The organism is Psychrobacter sp. S1-30-MNA-CIBAN-0213 (genome assembly GCF_040309845.1).
Classification (GTDB): domain Bacteria; phylum Pseudomonadota; class Gammaproteobacteria; order Pseudomonadales; family Moraxellaceae; genus Psychrobacter.
Map to the genome: position 1 here is coordinate 242,183 of NZ_JBEOPE010000002.1, position 16,132 is coordinate 258,314.

Below are 16,132 nucleotides of genomic sequence, written 5' to 3' on the forward strand. Positions count from 1 at the left end.
AATTAATTTAACAGAGTAAGCACCTTTTTAAATAACAACCAGAAATGGATTTTGAACCTAAGGAATATTTATGAGCGAATATCAAGTAACCAACCCAGCTACTGGCGAAGTTGAAGCCACTTACCCTACTGCAAACGAACAAGATATTCAGAATGCTATTGAGCAAGCTGATACGGCTTATCAAGACTGGCAAAAAACGTCTCTTAGCGAACGTAGTGCAATATTAAATAAAGTCGCTGACATCTATATTGATCGTCAGGATGAGCTGGCAGATAGGGTTGCTACAGAAATGGGCAAGCCAGTTGCCCAAGCAAAGGGTGAAATTGGCCTAGTTGCTGAAATTTATCGCTATTATGCGGACAATGCTGAGCAGCTATTAGCACCAAATACCATTGATGTAGATCAAGGCTCAGCCTCGGTAGAAAAGCTACCAGTTGGCGTATTATTTGGCATTATGCCATGGAACTACCCGCATTATCAGGTAGCACGCTTTGTGGCACCAAACGTGGTAGCGGGTAATACCATTATCCTAAAGCATGCGCCGCAGTGTCCTAATACCGCAGAAGTCGTTGTTGAGATCCTAAAAGACGCCGGTTTACCTGATGGCGTTTATAACAATATCTTTGCTACCAACGATCAAGCAGCGACTATTATTGAAGACAGCAGAGTGCAAGGTGTATCGTTGACGGGTTCTGAACGTGCAGGACAAGCGGTTGCCAAAATAGCGGGCGGCGCCCTTAAAAAGGTCGTTTTAGAGCTTGGTGGTTCTGATGCCTTTATCGTTGCAGCAGATGCTGATATTGAGCAAGCCGTTAAAGGTGCAATCGAAGGTCGCTTTGGTAACACGGGACAAGCTTGTAATGCTGCTAAACGCTTAATCATCGTCGAAAGCGTGTACGACCAGTTTGTAAAAGGCTTCACAGATGCCGTACGTGGAATGACTTTGTCTGATCCGTTAGATCAGAAAACGTTTATTGGACCGATGTCATCACAGAGTGCAGCGGAGAATTTGCAAGAGCAGTTAGACGGTGCTATTAAAGCGGGCGCAACTGTATTGGTTGAAGGCGGCATTGTCAAAGACAAGCCCGGTGCTTGGTTTGCTCCTGCCGTACTTGCAGACGTTGATGATTCAATGGATGTCTATAGCCAAGAGCTATTTGGTCCTGTCGCAGTCATCTACAAGGCGCGTGATGTTGCACATGCTATCAAGATTGCCAACGATGTCCCATTTGGTCTTGGTGCTTCTATTCAGACTCAAGACTCAGCATTAGCAGCAGAGATCGCTGAGCAATTGGAAGTCGGTATGGTTACGATCAACTCACCTTCTGGTTCTGAAGCCAATACCCCATTCGGCGGCGTCAAACGCTCAGGTTTTGGTCGCGAGCTTGGTACCCTTGGTATCACTGAATTTTTAAACTATAAGTTAATTCGTGATAAATCGTAATTAATGAATTAATTTTTTAGAAAAAAAGCCTAACATTGAATGTTAGGCTTTTTTATTGGAAGATAATATTTTATCTAAAATATTATCTTTTGGGCGGATTGTCTTTTAACCACAACTGATTCACAATCTTCAATTGACGTAATTCTTCTGACATGATTGCTTCACTTTGACCTGGATATTTAACTGATGCATAGCCATACAATGCAATACCTAACACTGTCCAACCAAGGAAGATCCACCACTCAACACCTATAAGCGCCGAAGGCATACCTGGCATATATAGAATAAGTAGGCCAAAACATAAAACAATTGTGATTATGCCTACCAGCTTTCCAGCTGGTACTCTAAACGGGCGTACCATATCAGGCTCGCGGTAGCGTAGCACTAAGAACGAGATAGCAACACAGGTATAAGCGATAACAATACCAAAACCACCTGCATCAACGATCCACACCAGCATCTTGCGACCGAACAATGGCGCTAGCGTTGCAAGACCACCAATCAGTAAAATCGCATTAACAGGTGTGTTGTATTTTGGATGTAATTTACCTAAGAATGCTGGCAACATATGCGCTTTTGACATGGCATATAGTAGACGACTGCCACCGATTAGGAACGCATTCCAGCTAGATAGAATACCGAGTACACCGCCAATAACTAGCAAGATACCTGCCCATTTGCCTTGCCATGCGTTAGTCATTGCATCAGCAGTAGCAAGCGTTGAGTTTTCCGCTTGCAAAAGTGGCAATGTCGTACCAACGCTCCATGCGATGCCCACATACCACATCACAGCAACGACGATAGAGACTATCAAAAACTTACCAATATTAGGACGTGTCAGATCAATCTCTTCTGCCGCTTGCGGAATAACGTCAAAGCCTACAAACATAAACGGTACCATCACGATAACCGCCATCATGCCACCGACTCCACCGATAAAGGCTGGCGATTGCACTGCATTTGAAGTCTCAGGATTGTATAGTATTGCACCGATAATTAGCAGCGTACCAACAAACAAGATACCTAATACTGCTGTCTTCTGGAACCAAGCACTGACTTCCATACCACGAATATTAAGCCAAGTTACAACGACCGACCCTAGCATACCGACGCCTACCCACGTGGCATAAACTTCCCAACCGGCAATGGTCCATAGGTAACCTTGGTTATAATTGGGTATAAAGTATTCAACGACTGTTGGTAGGGCTACTGCCTCAAATGCGACTACTGAGAAGTAACCAAACAAAATACTCCATGAGCAAATAAAAGAGACATTGACCCCCAATGCTCGGTGGGTATAAGTATGCTCACCACCTGTAATCGGCATTGATGATGCCAGCTCAGCGTAAGTAACGCCAATCAGTATCACTGCTATACCGCCAATTAAGAACGCTAGCATAGCGCCCCATGTGCCCGCAGATAAAATCCAGCCACCAGCTAAGACGACCCAGCCCCAACCTACCATAGCACCAAATGCTAGGGCAATAATATCGAACGTCCCCAACGATTTCTTTAATCCAGACATAATTTACTCCTTGTCCGTGTGTCATCCGTGTTAACCTTTTTAGGGTTAAGCTGACTTTGATTTATAGGTTAAACCTACCTATTATTCTGTTCAAATAACGTACTTATTGAGTACCGTCTCCAACGAACGTTTTTGAGTATTAGAGATTCTCAAATCCCAAAAACAGCAACGGCGTCTTGATTTACAAGACGCCGTTGCAGAGCTTATACTCAGAGCTAATGCTCCGAAGTCGAGGTAGACCTTGACTACTACATTGACATCTTAAATTTTAATTAAACTAATAAGTGTAATTAATAGTGCTACAACGCATAATATATTGTCTAATGTAAAATAGCTAAGACTTAATAAAAATTAAGCAGTTAGAATACCCTTAATAATATCAAGACCTTCTTGTAGGACTTCATCTTCAACTGTTAGCGGTACCATCACACGAATGGCGTTGCCATGCATTCCACAAGATGCTAATAATAATCCTTGCTCGAAAGATTTGGCTTTTAGGTTAGCCGTCGCATCAGTATCAGGCTTACCTTCGCTGTCGATTAGCTCAAAAGCTAGCATCGCGCCTTTATGGCGGATATGACCAATACTGCTAAGGTTTAAGCCCTTTAAGAATGCTTCAATTTTGTCGCCAATCTCCACACTACGCTCAAGTAAGTTTTCTTCTTCAATCACTTCCATAACCGCTAACGCTGCTACACAAGCAAGTGGGTTACCAGCATAAGTACCACCCAAGCCGCCTACTTGCGGAGCATCCATAATATCAGCACGACCAATGACCGCAGAGATAGGATAACCACCAGCCAAGCTCTTGGCACTAGTCATCAAATCAGGCTCAACGCCTAATTGCTCACTTGCAAATAAAGTACCTGTTCTAGCAAAACCACACTGTACTTCATCAAAAATTAGGACGATGCCGTGCTCATCACAGATGTCGCGTAAAGATTTAGCAAATGAAGGCGTCACTTGATGGAAGCCACCCTCGCCTTGTACTGGCTCGATAATCATCGCAGCCACTTCACTAGGATCAATATCCGCTTGGAAGATCATCTCAAGGCTATGCAATGCTTGAGCTTCTGTAACATTTAGCTCTTCAGCAGGGAATAGCGCATGAAACACAGGACCTGGCATAGGACCAAAGTTCTTTTTGTATGGCAATACTTTACCCGTTAGGCTCATGCACATTAAGGTGCGACCATGCCAACCGCCAACGAAAGAAATCACTCCTGGACGACGCGTCTTAGCACGTGCAATCTTGATACAGTTTTCAACCGCTTCAGCACCAGTGGTTAAGAAGAAAGCTTTTTTCTCACCGCTGATAGGGGCTTTTTCACAAAGTTTTTCAGCAAGATCCACGTAGCATTCGTAGTTGATCATTTGCGCCGCAGTATGGGTGAACTTATCTAGTTGCTCATGCACACGCTGAGTGATTTTTGGATGGCTGTGACCAGTATTCAATACTGAAATACCACCAACGAAGTCGATATAACGATTGCCTTCAACGTCCCAAACTTCTGAGTTCTTTGCTTTTTCTGCAAAAATAGGAAACGCAACCCCAAGCCCTGTTGGTAAAACAGCTTTACGGCGCTCAAACAATGATTGATTGGTAGTAGTCATAGAAATGTCCTTTTCTTTATTTTTAACATAAGTGCCAGTTATTAAGTGGCGGTTATTGAGTAGTAATTTATCTAATTAACCTTCAGTCGAACAACTTATTTGATCAACTGAAGGCTTAAAACTAAATATTGAACCAGTTAGCTAGGCTATTAGCTAATATCAGAGCACCAGTATTTGGTTACAACATATTCTTCGATGCCATATTTTGATCCTTCACGACCAAATCCAGATTGCTTGACGCCACCAAATGGTGCGACTTCGGTAGAAATTAAACCCGTATTATGGCCGATGATGCCGTACTCAAGGCCTTCAGTCACACGCCATGAGCGTGCATAGTCGCCACTATAGAAGTAAGCGGCCAAGCCGTAGATAGTGTCGTTGGCCTTACGAATGACGTCTTCTTCATCTTTAAAGGTAAAGATAGTTGCGATAGGACCAAAGATTTCTTCGTGAGCAATATCCATATCACTACTAAGATCAGTGATGACCGTTGGATTGTAGGTCAGCTCCGATGCGCTGTTAGTGCTGCCTCCAGCAATGAGCGTCGCGCCTTTATCTAATGCATCTTTGAGTAGTGCTTGCACTTTTTCTAACGCTTTTTTGTTAATCAGAGGGCCAATATCAACGCCCTCTTCCAAGCCGTTACCCACTTTCAACTCAGCCACTTTTTTGACGAATACATCTAAAAATGCATCTTTGATACTGTCTTGAACATAGACACGGTTGGCGCAAACACAGGTTTGACCAGCGTTACGATATTTAGAAGCAATCAAGCCTTCAGCGGCTTTTTCAAGATCGGCATCATCAAAGACGATGAAGGGCGCATTACCACCTAGCTCTAATGACAGTTTTTTGATAGTTGGCGCACATTGAGCCATCAAAGTACGACCGACTTCGGTAGAGCCTGTGAACGATAGCTTATGAATGCGAGCATCACCGGTTAGGATGTCGCCGATGACAGATGATTTACCAGTGACCACTTGGATAACGCCTGCCGGAATACCAGCTTGCTCCGCCAAAGCGCCAAGCGCTAACGCAGAAAATGGGGTTTCGGTCGCAGGTTTAATAATCATCGTACAGCCTGCCGCTAATGCAGGCGCTGCTTTACGAGTAATCATCGCCGCTGGAAAGTTCCAAGGCGTGATGGCCGCGCAGACACCAACAGGCTGTTTTAGGATGACATGGCGCAGTTGTGATTGATTAGCAGGGATAACATCACCGTAAACACGCTTGCCTTCTTCGGCAAACCAGCGGATAAAGCTATTGGCATAGCCAACTTCACCGCGTGATTCGTTTAAAGGCTTGCCTTGCTCGGCGGTCATAATGATAGCCAAATCTTCTTTATTGGCATCGATGAGGTCGGCCCACTTTTGTAGTAGCTCAGCACGCTCTTTTGGGGTTTTGGCCGCCCAAGTGATTTGCGCTTCATGAGAAGCAGCAACCGCATCGTTGATATCATCGGTCGTCAGGCTTGGCACGGTACCAATAATGTCTCCGCTAAAAGGATTGCTCACATCAAGAGTCGCTTCGTCACTAGCGATATGCCAGCCATCTTTAATGAAGCACTGCTGTTTGAGTAGGTCTGGGTTTGATAGCTTTAGCGTAGACTGTGGCAGTTGTGACATGTTGACACTCCTTGTCGATTAGGCTGATTGCGTGTTTGTAATAATAAATAAAGGCATCGTTTGGATACGACTTTCTATCTATAAATAATTATTGATAACTGTTACGTTGTTCAATATACTGAACATCAATTCTATATATGAGACATCATTATAAGAATGATAGGATACACTTTGCAACCCCTATTATCATTTTCCTGACTATTTAAAGCTTTATTTTTATAACCTTCTACTTCTACTTACTTTTATAGGTTACTTATGAGCTCGACCGCCGTTCCTGCGTTAGATAAAACCTTCCAGATTTTAGACTTGATTACGGCCAGCTCTCAGCCTTTAACAGCAGCACATATCGCTAAAGAACTAGAGCTTCCTCGTAGCTCAACTCATAATATTCTACAAAGTCTACTGACCAAGCATGTCATTTATAAAGATACTGAGAATCGCTTTCATCTAGGATCATACTTAATGTATTGGGCGGGCAAATATGAGCAGCAGCAGGGGGTCATACAGTTATTTAAAGATCTAATCGTACAATATCCGGCGCTCTTACAACATACTGTCACCCTATCCAAGCTAGACTTAGGCGAGGTCGTATTTTTGGCCTGTCATGAAGCGCCTGCCCCACTCGGTTTTACCTTCCGTGCTGGGGTGCGCGTACCAGCGGTATTTTCAGCGACCGGCAAGGCTATGCTCTCCACCTTATCTATGGACACCATCGAGACACTATACGAAGGCGACTTTCCTAAACCAATAACCCCAAATGGTGTAGATAATTTTGCTAGTCTATCTGACGAGCTGACCGCTATTCATAGCAGTCGTATCTCATTGGATGATGGGCAACTACGCGAGGGTATGTATTGCTTGGGTACTTATATTCGCAACGCATCTGGCACTGCAGTCGCTGGCATGGCGGTCAGCTTTTTGCAGGTAGAGTATGAATCTAAGCGTGCCGAAGTTAGTGCTGTCCTTATTGAATTAGCTAAACAAATTGAACAGCGCTTAGGCTTTATACCTTCGCATCCAGCCTAGTTGTTCCAACAGCTTTCACCTAAAGGCCTTGATTTATAAGCTTTTAAATTCAAAATACCTCAAAAAACAGAACCCTCAGAATAGTATCCAGAAACTTCCTGTTTACTATTTTGACTAAACAATTCCATCAGCTTTAAGCTTCGCTATCATCTCACTATCATAACCAAGATCTGCAAGTGTGCTGTCAGTATGCTCGCTTAATTTTGGTGGCGGCGTACGATAAGTGACGGGAGACCCTGAAAGCTTAATAGGACTACCAAGTGCTTTTACAGGACTGCCTTGCGCGGCGAAATCAACAATCATCTCACGTGCTTGTGCTTGCGGCATTGCTAAGGCTTCAGCGATATTATGAATAGCACCGCACGGAATACCTACCTGATCTAAAACCTCCAACCAATACGCACGCGGATGCTCAGCAAATTTCTTAGCCAGCTCATCGCATAGCAATTCACGCTCTGCCACTCGTGCAGGATTGGTCATAAAACGAATATCGGTATGCCAATCGACTCCTAGCACTTCACAAAGTTTGGCAAATTGACTGTCATTACCACATGCTAAAATGAAATGCTCTTCACTCTGACCTGCAAACACTTGATAAGGCACGATATTAGGATGCTGGTTACCCAGTCTTGGCGGTACAGTTCCTGACGCTAAATGATTCATACCGACATTGGCTAACATGGCCAGCGCACTATCGAGTAGCGCCACATCAACGTGCTGCCCAAGTCCGTTATGTTGACGCGCTAATAGTGCCGCTTGGATACCAATCGTGAGCTGCAAGCCTGCAAATAAATCGACAACTGCGACGCCAACCTTATGCGGTTCACCGTCACTAGGACCAGTGATACTCATTAGCCCTGATAAGCCTTGAATAATATAATCATAACCTGGACGCTTGGCATCCGGTCCGGTCTGTCCAAAACCTGTCAATGAAGCATAAATCAGGCGCGGATTGTCTTGTTTCAGGCTATCGTAATCTAAGCCGTACTTTTTAAGACCGCCAACCTTAAAGTTTTCTACCACAATATCGCTATCAGCAATTAACTGCTTGATAATGGCTTGTCCTGCAGGCTTAGTAATATCAACGGTGAGCGATTTTTTGTTACGGTTAATAGTCGCATAATAGGCAGAAGTGTCATCGCTAAATTTTGGCGGGGCCCAGTGGCGAGTTTCATCGCCGATGCCAGGACGTTCAACCTTGATAACTTCTGCGCCAAGATCTGCTAAAACTTGCGTACAAGATGGACCTGCCAATACTCTCGATAAATCTAATACCTTGATACCCTGTAATGCTGCCCGTGGTGCATTATCAACATCGTCTTGTGCATTAGAAGGTTGTAATGTTGTACTCATGATATTCCCTTACCTTTTAGAAACATTGAGATATCTATTATTTTAAGCTTGCTCATATACCATTATTTTAACTTATAAAAAAACGCACGCTAATGTTAAGCGCTATATTAAAGGCTAAACAGTAACGTACGTTAGTCGTTGAAAATCTATACTGAGTTGTACTTTAATCAAAAACTATTGAATGCTTTAGATTAATAAAACGCTTGAATGCCAGTCTGCGAACGACCTAGTATAAGGGCATGGATATCATGCGTACCCTCATAAGTATTGACCGCTTCTAAGTTCATAACATGACGAATGATATGGAACTCATCAGAGATACCATTACCACCGTGCATATCACGAGAAACACGAGCGATATCTAATGCCTTGCCGCAGTTATTACGCTTAATTAGTGAAATCATCTCAGGCGCTGCATTGTCTTCGTCCATCAAACGACCCACACGTAGTGCCGCTTGTAAACCAAGAGCAATCTCAGTTTGCATATTAGCAAGCTTTAACTGTACCAACTGCGTTGCTGCTAGTGGACGTCCAAACTGCTTACGATCTAGCGTGTACTGACGTGCGCCTTTCCAGCAAAACTCAGCTGCGCCCATTGCACCCCATGCGATACCATAACGGGCTTTGTTTAAACAGCCAAACGGACCTTTAAGACCACGGATATCTGGGAAAGCATTGGCTTCAGGGACAAATACTTTATCCATGACGATTTCACCAGTGACTGAAGCACGAAGTGAGAACTTACCTTCGATCTTCGGTGCTGATAAGCCTTTCATACCTTTATCTAAGATAAAGCCACGAATGTCGCCTGCATCATCTTTTGCCCAAACGACAAACACATCAGCGATAGGACTGTTAGTAATCCACATTTTATTACCAGTCAGCTCATAACCGCCATCGACAGCGCGCGCACGAGTCGACATTGACGCAGGATCTGAACCTGAGTCTGGCTCGGTCAGACCAAAGCAACCGACATACTCGCCAGTTGCAAGCTTAGGTAGGTACTTCTCTCTTTGCTCTTCAGTACCGTAGGCATGGATAGGATGCATAACCAAACTTGACTGCACACTCATCGCTGAACGATAACCAGAATCTACTGCTTCAACTTCTTTAGCAATCAAACCATAAGCCACGCTTGACAAGCCAGCACAGCCGTAACCCTCGATCGTCACACCAAGCAAGCCCATCTCGCCCATTTGGCGCATAATGTTGCGATCAAAGTTCTCATGGCGATTGGCTTCAATAATGCCAGGCATTAGCTCTTTTTGAAAAAACTGACGTGAGCTGTCATTGACCATACGCTCTTCATCGGTTAACTGACCACGTAATAAAAAAGGATCTTCCCAATCAAAACTTGGGCGAGTAGATGTTGCCATGTGGATCTCCTTGGTGTCAGTCATCCTGACCGACGATAATGATTGATTTGGTTAATGCAACTAGTAATTGACTTACATGTTCCGCTGTGCGAAACTTAGTTTCATAATATAAACCATTTAAGCAAAATTTATTCTTCTTGTAAACCCTTTTAAATATATATGGTCAAAAAATGATAAGAAAATCACTAGCAACTATGCCTTTACTAGATCGAATGGGTGCGACGCTTATTCGAAGCAAAGAGGAAGATGATCGGCAATTTGTCACTGCCCTTGGCCGTGGCTTAACCCTACTTGCTGCATTTGAACATCAAGATCAGCTAAGTCACCAGCAATTATGTCAAATGACAGAACTGCCAAAGGCGACTGTTACACGCTTAATTTATACCTTAACTACGCTTGGGTTTTTGCGTACGACGATACACGGTCAGTACGAATTGGGTAGTAGCGCGGTACGACTAAGTGCGACGGCATGGAGTCGTCATGATGTGGTCGCGTTTGCCGAGCCATTACTCCGTCAGTTTGCTGCTCAAAATGAAGTCTCAGTAAACTTGGCGACAGAAATCGAAGGTGAAATGCGCTACTTAGCTTGCTGCCGTAGCCCTGCTCGCCTATCCGTGAATCTACAAGTAGGCTCAGCGGTACCCGTCGCACGAACCGCTATTGGACGTGCGTTCTATGCGGCAAGCTTACCAACCAGACAAGCGGTCATTAGCTCTCACTTGCAAAATAATTTATCTGACACAGATTATAGCCATGCGCAAACAGCGTTGAATCAGTCAGCAGAATATTATAAGAAGCACAGCTATACGTTGTCTGACGGCGAGTTTTCTAGTGACATATTAGCAGTAGCCGTTGGAGTCTTTGATGTTGCCACTGGACAGTATGCCTATTCACTCAATGCCAGCGTTCCGAGTGCTAATTGGCAAAGCGACGACTATGCGGCGGTAATTGTGCCTAAGTTGCAGAAATTGGCTGAGCGGATTGGAAATGGTGCTTAGAATATAAGAAATCACTGATAAAAAATATGAGCCTGTGTTCAACATTTTTTAACTATTACGCTATTACTTTACCGCTCAGTCAAATAGCGATACTAATGGTAGTATTAATACAAAGAACACTACTTATAACTATCAAATTGCTGTCACTACGGATCTGACTGTGATTACAGAATATGACGTTGGTAACTGATGTTAGTGAATAAGGATATAACGATGACTCTATATGCTAGCTCGCACCGAATGATAGTAGTGATGACCGCTCTACTCTTAGGTTTAACCAGCTGTGCGCCACCGCCAGATACTATCACCGATATAGATACCAAAGTTAAGGTCGATGACCGCACTACTACTGATATCACACCTTCTGGTTCGTTTACTAAAAACAGCTTCGACAATATAAAGCTCGGTTCTGACTTTAACCCACAGATATTGACTCAAAACACTGAAAATTTAGACGGCTGTTTCGGCGCTCAGAGCACTGCTCATCCTGCTGCTGGTTATATAATCATCGACGATACTGTGGTTGAAATAGGTACATCAAGTACAGACATCTTATCTGCTTATGGGGTTATGGTAGGTGACAGTCTTGAACAACTATACGCTAAGCATCAAGGACAACAACCTGAAGTCGAAGACAGCCCTTACGGCAATCCAAACGAGAATATTATTCTCTACTATTGGTATGAAGATAATGGTCAAAGCAGTGAGCAAAAAATTGGCACTAAATATCAAGTCGATAATAATGTCGTGACCAGCATCAGTATCGGCTTTGAGTCTGCATTAAGGTTGGGAGAAGGCTGTGCGTAGATTGTAATTTATAATAAGTTTAAAGCCATTGATGGCGATAAAACATTGGTGCAGGTTATCTGTTAAAACCACCTAATAATATCAATGTCAGAATACTAGTATTAGCACATTGTTACTCAAATACCGTTATGCAGTGATATCATATGTGTATGATGTAGGCGATAAATCTGAGCGCGTTATCTGTGTTTGATAATGATGATAAAAGAGTGGACTTTTGACCTACTTTCTCTTTCAATCATCTTCGCCTTTTTAATCTTTACATATTACTGTTGAGCGTTGTTATGCCCCAATCTCGTACCAATCTAAACCCAGAACCCAAAACCAATTCGCCTTATTTAGTCGGTGTGCTGTTACGTTACAGCACTTTTGCCGCTGCTGTCTTGCTGTTTTTAGCAGGGCTATTATTGATGAATTGGTGGCTGATTATTCTTGGCGGGTTTGGAGTATGTTTGGGGATTTATGACGTCATACAGTCAAAGCATGCCATCTTGAGAAACTATCCAGTGGCGGGGCATATTCGCTACGTACTTGAAGACTTTCGTCCTGAGATTCGTCAGTATTTGTTAGAAAACGATAAAGAGCAAGTGCCGTTTTCACGCCAGCAGCGCGCCCTTGTTTATCAACGCGCCAAGAACGTCAGTGATACCAATGCCTTTGGTACGTTGGATAATTTATATACGCCCGGTAAAGAATGGTTTTTGCAGTCGGCGGTCAGCCAGCCTCTAGAAAACCAAGATTTTCGCATCATGGTCGGTGGCGAACGTTGTCAGCAGCCGCATGATATGTCAGTATTCAACATCTCGGCGATGAGCTTTGGGAGCTTATCTGCCAATGCCATTATGGCGCTCAATCAAGGCGCTAAGATGGGCGGATTTACCCATGATACGGGCGAAGGTGCGATTAGTCCCTATCACCGTAAATTTGGTGGTGATTTGATTTGGGAGCTAGGTACGGGTTATTTTGGTTGCCGTGATGATAATGGTAACTTTGACCCGCAGTCCTTTGCCGAAAAAGCGGTCGACCCCCAAGTTAAAATGATTGAAATCAAGCTATCTCAAGGCGCAAAACCTGGTAAAGGTGGCGTGCTACCAGCGGAGAAAATTACCCAAGAGATTGCTGATACGCGCCAAGTTCTTACAGGTCAAGATTGTGTCTCGCCTTCTTCACATACGGCATTTAGTACTCCACGTGAGTTGGTTGCTTTTTGGCAGCAATTACGCGATTTGTCGGGCGGCAAACCAGTCGGCTTTAAGCTATGTATCGGTCAGCCGTGGCAATTTATGGCGATTGTCAAAGCCATGATGGAAGCTGATAACTATCCTGATTTTATCGTCATTGATGGTGCAGAAGGCGGCACAGGTGCAGCACCGGTTGAATTTATGGATAACGTTGGCATGCCAATGGTTGAAGGGTTTTTATTGGTACACAACACCTTAGTTGGCGCTGGCATCCGTGACAAAATCAAGCTTGGCGTCAGTGGTAAGATCGTATCCGGCTTCGACATTGCTCGCCTAATCGCACTGGGTGCAGATTGGTGTAACTCAGCACGTGGCTTTATGTTTGCCGTTGGCTGTATTCAGTCGCGCTCTTGTCATACCAACACCTGCCCGACAGGCGTTGCGACCCAAGACCCCTATCGTCAAAAGGCGCTCGATGTGCCTAGTAAAGCTGAGCGCGTCGCAAGCTTTCATAAGAATACGCTCAAATCACTTTCTAATATCGTCGGTGCCGTTGGTCTACAACATCCGAGTCAGTTGCAGCCTTATCATATTGCGCGTCGTCTAGATGACGGGCAGATAAAACTTTTATCGAAATTCTTTTATTTCACTGATAGAGGCGCCCTACTTAATAGTAGCGCCCGCGCGGACGTGTTTAATCAGATGTGGGTCATGGCAAATCCTGATAGCTTTTTAGCAAATAACGATGCCCTAATTGCTTATAATAAAGATTCACGAGATAAAGGTAGAGAAACCACCACATCAACGGAACAGAGCCTTGGGAACTTTGCTAGCATCACTGGCGGTGGACAGTTAATCGGCAACGTCAACAATACTTTTCGCGAATTTCCATCTACTAGCGATTAGAAAGTGCTCAGCAATAAAAGTCTATAAATTATATCCATATTACAAAAGATAAGTAATTGATGCCAAGTTTCGTTTTTGCCTTACCCTTATCATTAGCACTGCTCGCGTTAAGCGTCAGTGCTTGCCAGCCAATAGGCGCTGATGCGTTAGACAGCGATACGGAAAACTGGTCATGTCAGTCGCAAGATACGCCATTTACTTATAGTGTTTGTAGCGTTAACGCTGACGCGTTAAATAGCGAACGTTATTCACTACAGCTTTTTTGGCAACAGCCCGGCGATACGCAGCCATTGCTTACCTTTGATAACTTATTAGCGACATTATCAACTAACCAAACGCTTAATTTTGCTATGAATGCAGGCATGTATAACGAAAGTTACGCGCCGATTGGTTATACAGTCATTAAAGGTAAAGAGATTCGCGCCTTAAACCTAAACGAAGGTGGTGGCAATTTCCATTTACTGCCTAATGGGGTCATGTGGTGGGATAAATCTGGCAATGTACAAATTACCGAAAGCAACGCTTTAGATGAACAGATTAAGAATGACGAAGCTAAGCCTTGGTATGCCACGCAATCAGGGCCGATGCTAGTCATCAACGATGAGATACACCCGCAGTTTAACTCTGATAGCAACTCAATCAAGTTTCGTAATGGTGCAGGTGTTTGCAGTGATGGCAGTATACGTCTCGTTAATAGTAATGAGCCTGTGACGTTTTATCAGTTTGCATCGCTGTTTAAAAATGACTTAAGCTGTCCGAATGCACTATTTTTAGATGGCGGGATTGCTTCGGCATTATATGCACCCAGTATCGATAAACACGATAAAAAAGAGATGGGTGTCATGATTGGAGTGGTTGAGTTGAAGTAAAATTAGCACATCTATACGCCCGTTGGCAGGTAATTTTTGCTACAATAGCGCCAATTTTTATTTCATATTAAACCAATTAACTATCTGACTCTTAGCTTTCTAGCTATCATTATCATAGGCTACCGTTTTAGCTCAGCTTAAATCTTTGCGAAAGCAAAATGCTGGGCTAAAACCATAGCCTAAACTAGCTTAAGAGTTGGATTCAGTCTTATTACTATATTGAGAAACTACTATGGGTTTTAACTGCGGCATCGTCGGCCTACCAAACGTGGGTAAGTCCACTTTATTTAATGCCTTAACTAAAGCGGGAATCGCCGCTGAAAACTTTCCATTTTGTACCAAAGATCCCAACACTGGTATCGTGCCAGTACCAGATCCACGCCTAAAGAAATTGGCTGACATCGTCAATCCTGAACGTGTATTGCCAACGACGATGGAGTTTGTCGATATCGCCGGTCTGGTCGCTGGTGCGTCAAAAGGCGAAGGCATGGGCAACCAGTTCCTAGCCAATATCCGTGAGACCGATGCGATTGCTCACGTGGTACGTTGTTTCGATGATGACAACGTCGTACACGTCGATGGTCGCGTCAGCCCTATTGATGATATCGAAACCATCAATACTGAATTGGCACTCGCTGATCTCGAAGCCGTTGAGCGCGCGGTATTTAACTTAACCAAAAAAGCCAAAGGTGGTGATAAAGATGCTGGGGCCATGCTTGATGTGTTCAAAAAAATCGAACCATTATTAGCAGAAGGTAAAGCCGCGCGCGCCGCCAATCTTGACAGAGATGAGCAAAAGCTTATTAGAAGTTATGGTTTAATTACCTTGAAACCAACTATGTATATCGCTAATGTCAGCGAAGATGGTTTTGAGAACAATCCTTATCTAGATGCCGTGCGCAACTATGCCACTGGCGAAGATTCTATCGTTATCGCTCTATGCAACCAAATTGAATCTGAAATCGCACAGCTTGATGAAGATGATAAAAAAGACTTTCTGGCCGAGATGAATATGGAAGAGGCTGGTTTAGATCAAGTGATTCGCGGTGGTTATGATTTGCTTGATATGCAGACTTACTTTACTGCAGGCGTTAAAGAAGTACGCGCTTGGACCGTTGAAGTAGGTGCTACAGCTCCTCAAGCAGCTGGCGTGATTCATACAGACTTTGAGCGTGGTTTTATTCGCGCTGAAGTAATCGCTTATGATGACTTTATTGAATACAATGGCGAAAAAGGCGCAGCTGCTGCAGGCAAATCACGTCTAGAGGGTAAAACTTATATCGTACAAGATGGCGATGTGATGCATTTCCGCTTTAACGTATAAGCCTTCTGATGGTTTAAGTATTTCGCTTACTTAATACCTTGCTTACATAGTCTTAGCATAGAACAACCAAAAGTCAGCCTTTGTGCT

Annotated in this window: 12 protein-coding genes; 7 read left to right on the plus strand and 5 right to left on the minus strand. The window is 43.8% G+C overall.

Annotation, left to right across the window (positions count from 1 at the left end; translation table 11 throughout):
- The first annotated feature begins 70 nt into the window (after window positions 1-70).
- Window positions 71-1,444 (plus strand): NAD-dependent succinate-semialdehyde dehydrogenase, encoded by a 1,374-nt coding sequence (locus AAEY87_RS02810; protein WP_068034931.1) that lies wholly within the window; start codon window positions 71-73, stop codon window positions 1,442-1,444.
- Window positions 1,445-1,526: 82 nt separating this feature from the next.
- Here the strand turns inward: AAEY87_RS02810 and AAEY87_RS02815 are convergent, their stop codons facing one another.
- The 3 genes from AAEY87_RS02815 to AAEY87_RS02825 all read right to left on the minus strand — a co-directional run bounded on the left by AAEY87_RS02815 (window position 1,527) and on the right by AAEY87_RS02825 (window position 6,208).
- Window positions 1,527-2,969, minus strand: coding sequence for an APC family permease (locus tag AAEY87_RS02815; protein WP_068034930.1), 1,443 nt, complete (start codon window positions 2,967-2,969; stop codon window positions 1,527-1,529).
- Between the two features lie 351 nt (window positions 2,970-3,320).
- Window positions 3,321-4,583, minus strand: a complete 1,263-nt coding sequence (gabT, locus tag AAEY87_RS02820) for a 4-aminobutyrate--2-oxoglutarate transaminase (protein WP_350655858.1) — start codon at window positions 4,581-4,583, stop codon at window positions 3,321-3,323.
- 149 nt (window positions 4,584-4,732) lie between these two features.
- Entirely contained in the window at window positions 4,733-6,208 is a 1,476-nt protein-coding gene (locus AAEY87_RS02825) for an NAD-dependent succinate-semialdehyde dehydrogenase (protein WP_350655860.1), read from the minus strand.
- A gap of 255 nt (window positions 6,209-6,463) precedes the next feature.
- On the opposite strand from AAEY87_RS02825, the gene AAEY87_RS02830 reads away from it, so the two are divergent.
- A complete protein-coding gene (locus AAEY87_RS02830) occupies window positions 6,464-7,234 on the plus strand; it encodes an IclR family transcriptional regulator (protein ID WP_350655861.1) in 771 nt (256 codons plus the stop codon).
- Window positions 7,235-7,348: 114 nt separating this feature from the next.
- Here AAEY87_RS02830 and AAEY87_RS02835 read toward each other — a convergent pair whose 3' ends face one another.
- Complete coding sequence (locus tag AAEY87_RS02835) at window positions 7,349-8,587, minus strand: CaiB/BaiF CoA transferase family protein (RefSeq protein ID WP_350655862.1); 1,239 nt, start codon at window positions 8,585-8,587, stop codon at window positions 7,349-7,351.
- Window positions 8,588-8,778: 191 nt separating this feature from the next.
- The gene (locus AAEY87_RS02840) at window positions 8,779-9,963 is read right to left on the minus strand and encodes an acyl-CoA dehydrogenase (RefSeq protein ID WP_068034925.1); all 1,185 of its coding nucleotides are present in this window, start codon (window positions 9,961-9,963) and stop codon (window positions 8,779-8,781) included.
- 170 nt (window positions 9,964-10,133) lie between these two features.
- On the opposite strand from AAEY87_RS02840, the gene AAEY87_RS02845 reads away from it, so the two are divergent.
- The 5 genes from AAEY87_RS02845 (at window position 10,134) to ychF (ending at window position 16,045) form a co-directional block, all read left to right on the plus strand.
- Entirely contained in the window at window positions 10,134-10,961 is an 828-nt protein-coding gene (locus AAEY87_RS02845) for an IclR family transcriptional regulator (protein WP_350655863.1), read from the plus strand.
- A gap of 213 nt (window positions 10,962-11,174) precedes the next feature.
- The gene (locus AAEY87_RS02850; protein WP_350655864.1) at window positions 11,175-11,768 is read left to right on the plus strand and encodes a hypothetical protein; all 594 of its coding nucleotides are present in this window, start codon (window positions 11,175-11,177) and stop codon (window positions 11,766-11,768) included.
- Window positions 11,769-12,049: 281 nt separating this feature from the next.
- Entirely contained in the window at window positions 12,050-13,852 is a 1,803-nt protein-coding gene (locus AAEY87_RS02855; RefSeq protein WP_350655866.1) for an FMN-binding glutamate synthase family protein, read from the plus strand.
- 59 nt (window positions 13,853-13,911) lie between these two features.
- Complete coding sequence (locus tag AAEY87_RS02860) at window positions 13,912-14,721, plus strand: phosphodiester glycosidase family protein (protein WP_350655868.1); 810 nt, start codon at window positions 13,912-13,914, stop codon at window positions 14,719-14,721.
- A gap of 232 nt (window positions 14,722-14,953) precedes the next feature.
- Complete coding sequence (ychF, locus tag AAEY87_RS02865) at window positions 14,954-16,045, plus strand: redox-regulated ATPase YchF (RefSeq protein WP_068034915.1); 1,092 nt, start codon at window positions 14,954-14,956, stop codon at window positions 16,043-16,045.
- The last annotated feature ends 87 nt before the right edge of the window (window positions 16,046-16,132 follow it).

Coding starts and splice junctions, on each gene's coding strand:
- AAEY87_RS02855 (WP_350655866.1), top strand. CDS start 12,050: ATGCCCCAATCTCGTACCAATCTAAACCCAGAACCCAAAACCAATTCG.
- AAEY87_RS02835 (WP_350655862.1), bottom strand. CDS start 8,587: ATGAGTACAACATTACAACCTTCTAATGCACAAGACGATGTTGATAAT.
- AAEY87_RS02840 (WP_068034925.1), bottom strand. CDS start 9,963: ATGGCAACATCTACTCGCCCAAGTTTTGATTGGGAAGATCCTTTTTTA.
- AAEY87_RS02850 (WP_350655864.1), top strand. CDS start 11,175: ATGACTCTATATGCTAGCTCGCACCGAATGATAGTAGTGATGACCGCT.
- AAEY87_RS02815 (WP_068034930.1), bottom strand. CDS start 2,969: ATGTCTGGATTAAAGAAATCGTTGGGGACGTTCGATATTATTGCCCTA.
- AAEY87_RS02825 (WP_350655860.1), bottom strand. CDS start 6,208: ATGTCACAACTGCCACAGTCTACGCTAAAGCTATCAAACCCAGACCTA.
- gabT (WP_350655858.1), bottom strand. CDS start 4,583: ATGACTACTACCAATCAATCATTGTTTGAGCGCCGTAAAGCTGTTTTA.
- AAEY87_RS02860 (WP_350655868.1), top strand. CDS start 13,912: ATGCCAAGTTTCGTTTTTGCCTTACCCTTATCATTAGCACTGCTCGCG.
- ychF (WP_068034915.1), top strand. CDS start 14,954: ATGGGTTTTAACTGCGGCATCGTCGGCCTACCAAACGTGGGTAAGTCC.
- AAEY87_RS02845 (WP_350655863.1), top strand. CDS start 10,134: ATGATAAGAAAATCACTAGCAACTATGCCTTTACTAGATCGAATGGGT.
- AAEY87_RS02810 (WP_068034931.1), top strand. CDS start 71: ATGAGCGAATATCAAGTAACCAACCCAGCTACTGGCGAAGTTGAAGCC.
- AAEY87_RS02830 (WP_350655861.1), top strand. CDS start 6,464: ATGAGCTCGACCGCCGTTCCTGCGTTAGATAAAACCTTCCAGATTTTA.